The following is a 6,742-nucleotide window of genomic DNA, read 5'->3' as shown; positions in this document are numbered from 1 at the left end:
GTCGGTGCGGCCGGAGCGGGGCAGGGTCCACCACCGCCGCCGGGCGGCAGCCCGCACTGGGAGCCGTAGGTGGGGTCGTTCTCGGCGAGTTCGGGAGGGATCGGCGCTGTGGTGGCGCAGAGGGTGGGTGCGTCAGCACGCGCGGGGGGCGAGCCGGAGAGCAGCGAGCCCATGGCGGCTAACAGAGAGAGAGAGAGAGAGTTAGACGGGACAGACGGACAGAGGGAGTCATGCTGCGGTCCTCCGCACCCGGTGCGGGCTCCGCACCCCAACGGCGCACCGGGCGCCTTGGAGGGGGTTCCGGAGAGGGACCGAGGAGAGTGGCGCGCCGCGGTTGCGGCGGCGGCGTCGCCATGCCGGAGCGCGGTTCGGAGAGTCAGAACGGACGACGCGCAGGGACTGGAGCACGTCCCTACCCCCTCGCCTGTTACGCGCTGGAAACGATACGCCGATGGCCGGTGCCGGGCAAGATGAAAGAAGCTCGCCGGGCAGGTGCGCAGGGATCGAGCGGGTTCGGAGGTCGCGGAGCAGGCCACCGATCCAGGGTAGCCGGGGAGCTTGCTCGTAACCTGGGAGCTTGCTCTCCGGTTCCGTCGACACGTATCCGTTAGAAGCGGTTCTAGGCAGACGCGTAACGAGGAACCAGGGAGCAAGCTCCCCGGCGACGCCTCAAGGAGGCCAGCAGGCACTTCGCGGAAACGCACGAGTTCCGCGGCGACGTCAAACCGGAGGCGGGGATGTGCGCAGTCGTGGTGGGTGGCGCGGTATACTGCGCGACCCGCCCGGGTCCCGGGTTTCGGAGCATCGAAGGTGACGGCCCGCTGGTTGATGCTGCTGTCGGTCGCCGTGCTCGCCGCCGGCTACGTCGTCTACGGGCGGTTCATCAGCCGTCTGGTCGGCGTCGATCCGTCCCGTCCGACCCCCGCGCACGTGCGCTACGACGGGGTCGACTACGTGCCGGCGCGCCACTGGCTGGTTCTGTTCGGGCACCACTTCTCGTCGATCTGCGCCGCCGGCCCGATCGTGGGGCCGGCGCTCGCCGTGGCCTATTGGGGCTACGGCGTCTCGCTCGTCTGGATCCTGGCCGGCGCGGTCGTCATGGGAGCGGTGGTCGATTTCTCCTCGCTCGTCGTCGCCGTGCGGCACGGCGGCGTGTCGATCTCGGAAGTGGCGGGGAGGGTGATCACTCCGCGGGCGCGCGTGCTGTTCACCGCTTTCATCCTGATCGCGTTGATCCTCGTGCTCGCGGTGTTCGCGCACCTCGCCGCCGGCACCTTCGTCGAGAAGCCGGAGATCGTGCTGCCGAGCTGGGGCATCCTGCCGATCGCCGTGGCAGCGGGTTTCGCGCTCTACCGCCGGAAGGAAGGCGGGCAGCTGCGTTTGGCGCTGGTGACGGTGCTCGGCCTGGCCGGCCTGGGGCTGTTGATGGCGGCGGGGCAACACTGGCCGCTCGGCTGGGGCGGGCACACGTCGTGGATGCTGATCCTGTTCGCCTACTGCTTCGTCGCCTCGGTGCTGCCGGTGCAGTACCTGCTCCAGCCCCGCGATTACCTGTCGTCCTATGTCCTGTTCGCGACCATCGGACTCGGGCTGCTCGGGGCGGTGTGGACCGATCCGCCCATGACCGCCCGCGCCGGGACGGAGTTCCTGCCCTCGGAGTGGCCCGCCGCCGGGCCGCTGTGGCCGATGCTGTTCGTCACGATCGCCTGCGGCGCGATCTCCGGGTTCCACTCGGTCGTCTCCTCCGGGACGACCTGCAAGCAGCTCGACTCCGAGGCCCACGCCTGCCGCATCGGCTACGGCGCGATGCTGCTCGAATCGCTGGTCGCGGTGCTCGTCGTCGCCGCCGTCGGCGGCGGTCTGACCGCCGCGCGGCACGCGGAGCTGGTGCGTGCGCCGGGCGGCGCGATCCTCGCCTTCGGCGAGGGGTACGGGGCTCTCACGCGGCCGTTCTTCGGCGAGTACGGGACGGCCTTCGCCGTCATGGGGTTGAATTTCTTCATCCTGACGACCCTCGACACCGCGACGCGGCTGGGCCGCTACCTGACCGCCGAGCTGTTCGGCTGGAAGGGCCGCTACCTGCCGACGCTCCTGGTCGTCGTCGCCGGGGCGGCGCTGGCGCTCACCGGCCAGTGGCGCGCGCTGTGGCCGGCCTTCGGGGCCTCGAACCAGCTCGTCGCCGCGCTCGCCCTGCTCGTCGTCGCGTGCTGGCTGATCCAGCGCGGAGTGAAGGCTCTGCCCATCCTCGTCCCGGCGCTGCTCATGCTCCTCACGACGATCGGGGCGCTGCTCTGGCAGCTATACCGTTCGCTGGCGGCAGCCGACCGGCACTGGCTGATCGCCGCCATCGACACGGTCCTCGTCATGCTCGCGGTTTTCCTCGTCGCCGAGGCCTGGCCCCTCGCCCGTGCAGCACGGCGGGCCGCGGGGGAACCGGCACCCTGAACCCCGCCGCCGGCCTCTGCGCCGGCCGGCTCGTCGTTCCCGCGGACCGCTCCCTGCGACGGAGCCGGGGGCACGCGCCGCCGGTCCCGCGCCCGGTAGCCGATCGGCCGGGCTGTTACACTTTCGCGCACCCGGGGCGGACGGGAGGACCCGGGTCCGGAGGAGGTCTTGATGAGCGATCGCGACAACGACCGGTCCGATCTCGAGGCCCTGCTCGACGAGCGGCGGCGCTTCCCGCCGCCGCCGGCGTTCCGCAAGGCCGCGGTGGTCAGCGACCCCGGAGTCTACGAGCGGGCCGAGGCCGACCCGGAGGGTTTCTGGGCCGGATTCGCCGAGGAGCTCGACTGGTTCGAGCGGTGGACCAAAGTCCTGGAGTGGAACCCTCCCGACGCCAAGTGGTTCGTCGGAGGCAAGATCAACGCCGCGCACAACTGTCTCGACCGCCACCTGGGCGGGCCGCGCCGGACGAAGACGGCGCTGATCTGGGAGGGGGAGCCGGGCGAGGTCCGCCGGCTGACCTACGAGGAGCTGCACCGCGAGACGTGCCGGCTGGCGAACGCTCTCAAGAGGCTCGGCGTCGGACGCGGCGACCGCGTCGCCATCTACCTGCCGATGATTCCGGAGGCGGTCGTGGCGATGCTCGCCTGCGCCCGCATCGGCGCGATCCATAGCGTCGTCTTCGGCGGCTTCTCCGCCGAGTCGCTGCGCGACCGCGTGCTCGACGCCGAGGCCAAGGTCGTGATCACCGCCGACGGCGGCTACCGGCGCGGGAAGGTCGTCGCGCTCAAGGCGGCCGCCGACGAGGCGGTCGACGGCGTCGCGTGCGTCGAGCACGTCGTGGTCGTCCGCAGGGGCGGTTTCGACATCGCGATGAAGCAGGGTCGCGATCACTGGTACCACGAGCTGATCGCGGAGGCGTCCGCGGAGTGCCCGGCGGAGCCGATGGACAGCGAGGATCCGCTGTACATCCTCTACACCTCCGGCACGACCGGAAAGCCGAAAGGGATCGTCCACACGACCGGCGGCTACCTGACCGGGACCTACGCGACGACGAAGTGGGTCTTCGACCTCAAGGACGACGACGTCTTCTGGTGCACGGCCGACGTCGGCTGGGTTACGGGGCACTCCTACATCGTCTACGGCCCGCTCGCCAACGGCGCGACGGTGTTGATGTACGAGGGTGCCCCCGACTGGCCGGATCGCGGCCGCTTCTGGAGCCTGTGCGAACGGCATGGCGTGACCGTCTTCTACACCGCGCCCACCGCGATCCGCGCCTTCATGAAGTGGGGCGAGGAGTGGCCGCGAAAGCACGACCTGTCGAAGCTGCGCCTGCTCGGCACCGTCGGCGAGCCGATCAACCCCGAGGCTTGGATCTGGTATCACCGCGTCATCGGCCGCGAGCGCTGTCCGATCGTCGACACGTGGTGGCAGACGGAAACCGGCCAGATCATGATCACGCCGCTACCCGGCATCACCGAGACCAAACCGGGGTCGGCGACGTTCCCGTTTCCCGGCATCGCGGCCGAGGTGCGCCGCGCCGACGGGACGCGGGTCGACGTCGGCGGCGGGCTGCTGGCGATCACGCGTCCGTGGCCGGCGATGACGCGCGGGATCTGGGGCGACCGGCAGCGGTTCATCGATACCTACTGGAGCAAGTGGGACGGCGTCTACTTCCCCGGGGACGGCGCCAAGCGGGACGAGGACGGCTACCTGTGGATCCTCGGCCGCGTCGACGACGTGATGAACGTCTCCGGCCACCGCATCGGCACTGCCGAGGTCGAGTCGGCGCTCGTGAGCCATCCCGCGGTCGCCGAGGCGGCGGTCGTCGGCGTTCCCCACGAGCTGAAGGGGACCGGGATCGTGGCCTTCGCCACCCTGCGCGACGGCCACGAGCCGGGGGACGGGTTGCGCGACGAGCTTTCCCGGCATGTGGTGGAGAAGATCGGGGCCATCGCCCGTCCGGAGCAGATCCTCTTCGCCGCCGATTTGCCGAAGACCCGCTCGGGGAAGATCATGCGCCGGCTGCTGCGCGACATCGCCACCGGCAAGGCGCTGGGCGACACGACCACGCTCGCCGATCCCGCCGTCGTCGAGCGCCTGCGGCAGCAGTACGAGGCGGAGGAATCGTGATCGCGCGGGACACGGCGAGGACACGGGCGGAGCGATGAGCGGAACGCGGAAGCCCGAGGGACAGGCTCCGGACTTCATCCGGGAGATCATCGCGGCCGACGTCGCGGCGGGGAAGAACGGCGGCAAGGTGGTGACGAGGTTCCCGCCCGAGCCGAACGGCTACCTCCACATCGGCCACGCCAAGGCGATCTGCCTCGACTTCGGCGTGGCCGAGGAGTTCGGCGGGCGCTGCCACCTCCGCTTCGACGACACGAATCCGGTGAAGGAGGAAGAGGAGTACGTCGAGGCGATCAAGCGCGACGTGCGGTGGCTCGGTTTCGACTGGGGGGAGCACGAGTACCATGCGTCGGACTATTTCGATCAGCTCTACGAGTTTGCCGTCGAGCTGATCAAGAAGGGGAAGGCCTATGTCGATAGCCTCTCCGCCGAGCAGATCCGCGAGTACCGAGGTACCCTGACGGAGCCCGGGCGCGAGAGCCCGTACCGCAATCGCTCGGTGGAGGAGAACCTCGACCTGTTCGAACGGATGCGCCGGGGCGAGTTTCCCGACGGGAGCCACGTGCTGCGCGCCAAGATCGACATGGCCTCCGGCAACCTGAACATGCGCGATCCGGTGATCTACCGGATTCGGCGGGCGACGCATCACCGAACCGGCGACAAGTGGTGCATCTATCCGATGTACGACTTCACGCATCCGCTCTCCGACGCGATCGAAGGAGTCACGCACTCGCTGTGCACGCTGGAGTTCGAAGATCATCGGCCGCTGTACGACTGGTTCCTGGATAACGTGTCGGCGCCGTGCCACCCCCGGCAGATCGAGTTCGCACGGCTCAACTTGAGCTACACGGTGATGAGCAAGCGCAAGCTGGCGCAGCTCGTCGAGGAGGGCCACGTCAGCGGCTGGGACGACCCGCGCATGCCGACCCTGTCCGGCATGCGCCGCCGCGGGTACACGCCGGAGGCGATCCGCGCCTTCTGCGACCGGATCGGCGTGGCAAAGCGCGACAGCCTGGTCGACGTCGTGCTGCTGGAGAACGCCGTCCGCGAGCACCTCAACCGCGTCGCGCCCCGGCGGTTTGCCGTGCTCCGCCCGCTGAAGGTCGTGCTGACCAACTATCCGGAGGGCCGTGTCGAGACGTTCCCGGCGGTGAACAACCCGGAAGATCCGGCGGCGGGCACGCGGGAAGTGCCCTTCTCGCGCGAGCTCTACATCGAGCGCAGCGATTTCATGGAGGAGCCGCCGAGAAAGTTTTTCAGGCTGGCACCGGGACGCGAGGTGCGCCTGCGCTACGCCTATTTCATCCGGTGCGAGGAGGTCGTGAAGGACGAGCGCGGCGAGATCGTCGAGCTGCATTGCACGTACGATCCCGCGACGCGCGGGGGGGACGCTCCGGACGGGCGGAAGGTGCGCGGGACGCTGCACTGGGTTTCGGCCGCGCACGCTGTCGAAGCGGAAGTCCGCCTCTATGACCATCTCTTCACCAAGGAGGATCTTGGCGACCTCGAGCCGGGAAAAACGTTCCTCGACTACCTCAACCCGAACTCGCTGGAGATCCTGACGGGTTGCAAGCTCGAGCCGTCGCTGGCGTCCGCGCGGCCCGGGGAACGCTTCCAGTTCGAGCGCCTCGGCTACTTCTGCGTGGACACGCGCGACAGCTCGCCGGAGCGCCCCGTGTTCAACCGAACGGTGACGCTGCGCGACACCTGGGCCAAGATCCTGCGGCGCGAGCAGGGTTCCGGCGCGTGAGCCCGCCGTCAGGCGGGGCTGCGGCGCGGTTGACCGCCCCTGCTCCCCGCCGGGCGAGGCGTCGCGCCCGGAAGCGAGGCGTCCGGGGGGCGCGTCCGTGCCCGCCGGAGGGTGAACCGGAAACCGAACCCGGCATCTCGGGCACGGCGCGGCCCGGCCGCACGGCTGCCGGGGGAGCGGGACCGCTCCGGCCGGCCGACCTGCCGGAAGGACGGCGGGCGCGCCGCGGGGGAGCGGTCGATCGGTGCGCATCGGTGAGGCCGGGCGTGGCGCCTGACCGGGCCGTGCGGGTCCCGGTCGGCGGAGCCCCGCACCATCGGGAAGGCACCACGGAAAGTCGGGTGGGAGGCGATCGGCGGCGGGTCCGGCGTCGGCTGGCGATCGGAGTGCCCGGTCTCTCCCCCGGTCCCTTCCCCTCGT

The 6,742-nt window shown here is 70.2% G+C and carries 3 protein-coding genes; all 3 read left to right on the top strand.

The annotated features are described in order from the left end of the window. The first annotated feature begins 558 nt into the window (after positions 1-558). The 3 genes from D6718_10250 to D6718_10240 all read left to right on the top strand — a co-directional run bounded on the left by D6718_10250 (position 559) and on the right by D6718_10240 (position 6,322). Positions 559-2,445 carry a carbon starvation protein A gene (locus D6718_10250; GenBank protein ID RMG44386.1) on the top strand — a complete coding sequence of 629 codons (1,887 nt, stop codon included), beginning with the start codon at positions 559-561 and terminating at the stop codon, positions 2,443-2,445. A 171-nt stretch (positions 2,446-2,616) separates the two neighbouring features. Continuing rightward, entirely contained in the window at positions 2,617-4,575 is a 1,959-nt protein-coding gene (gene acs / locus D6718_10245) for an acetate--CoA ligase (protein RMG44385.1), read from the top strand. A 34-nt stretch (positions 4,576-4,609) separates the two neighbouring features. Continuing rightward, positions 4,610-6,322 carry a glutamine--tRNA ligase/YqeY domain fusion protein gene (locus tag D6718_10240; protein ID RMG44384.1) on the top strand — a complete coding sequence of 571 codons (1,713 nt, stop codon included), beginning with the start codon at positions 4,610-4,612 and terminating at the stop codon, positions 6,320-6,322. Positions 6,323-6,742: the final 420 nt, after the last annotated feature.

The sequence above is a fragment of the Acidobacteriota bacterium genome, assembly GCA_003696075.1.
Lineage (GTDB): Bacteria > Acidobacteriota > Polarisedimenticolia > J045 > J045 > J045.
The sequence above is the reverse complement of the archived record's forward strand: the minus strand, read 5'-3'. Positions and strand labels throughout refer to the sequence as shown.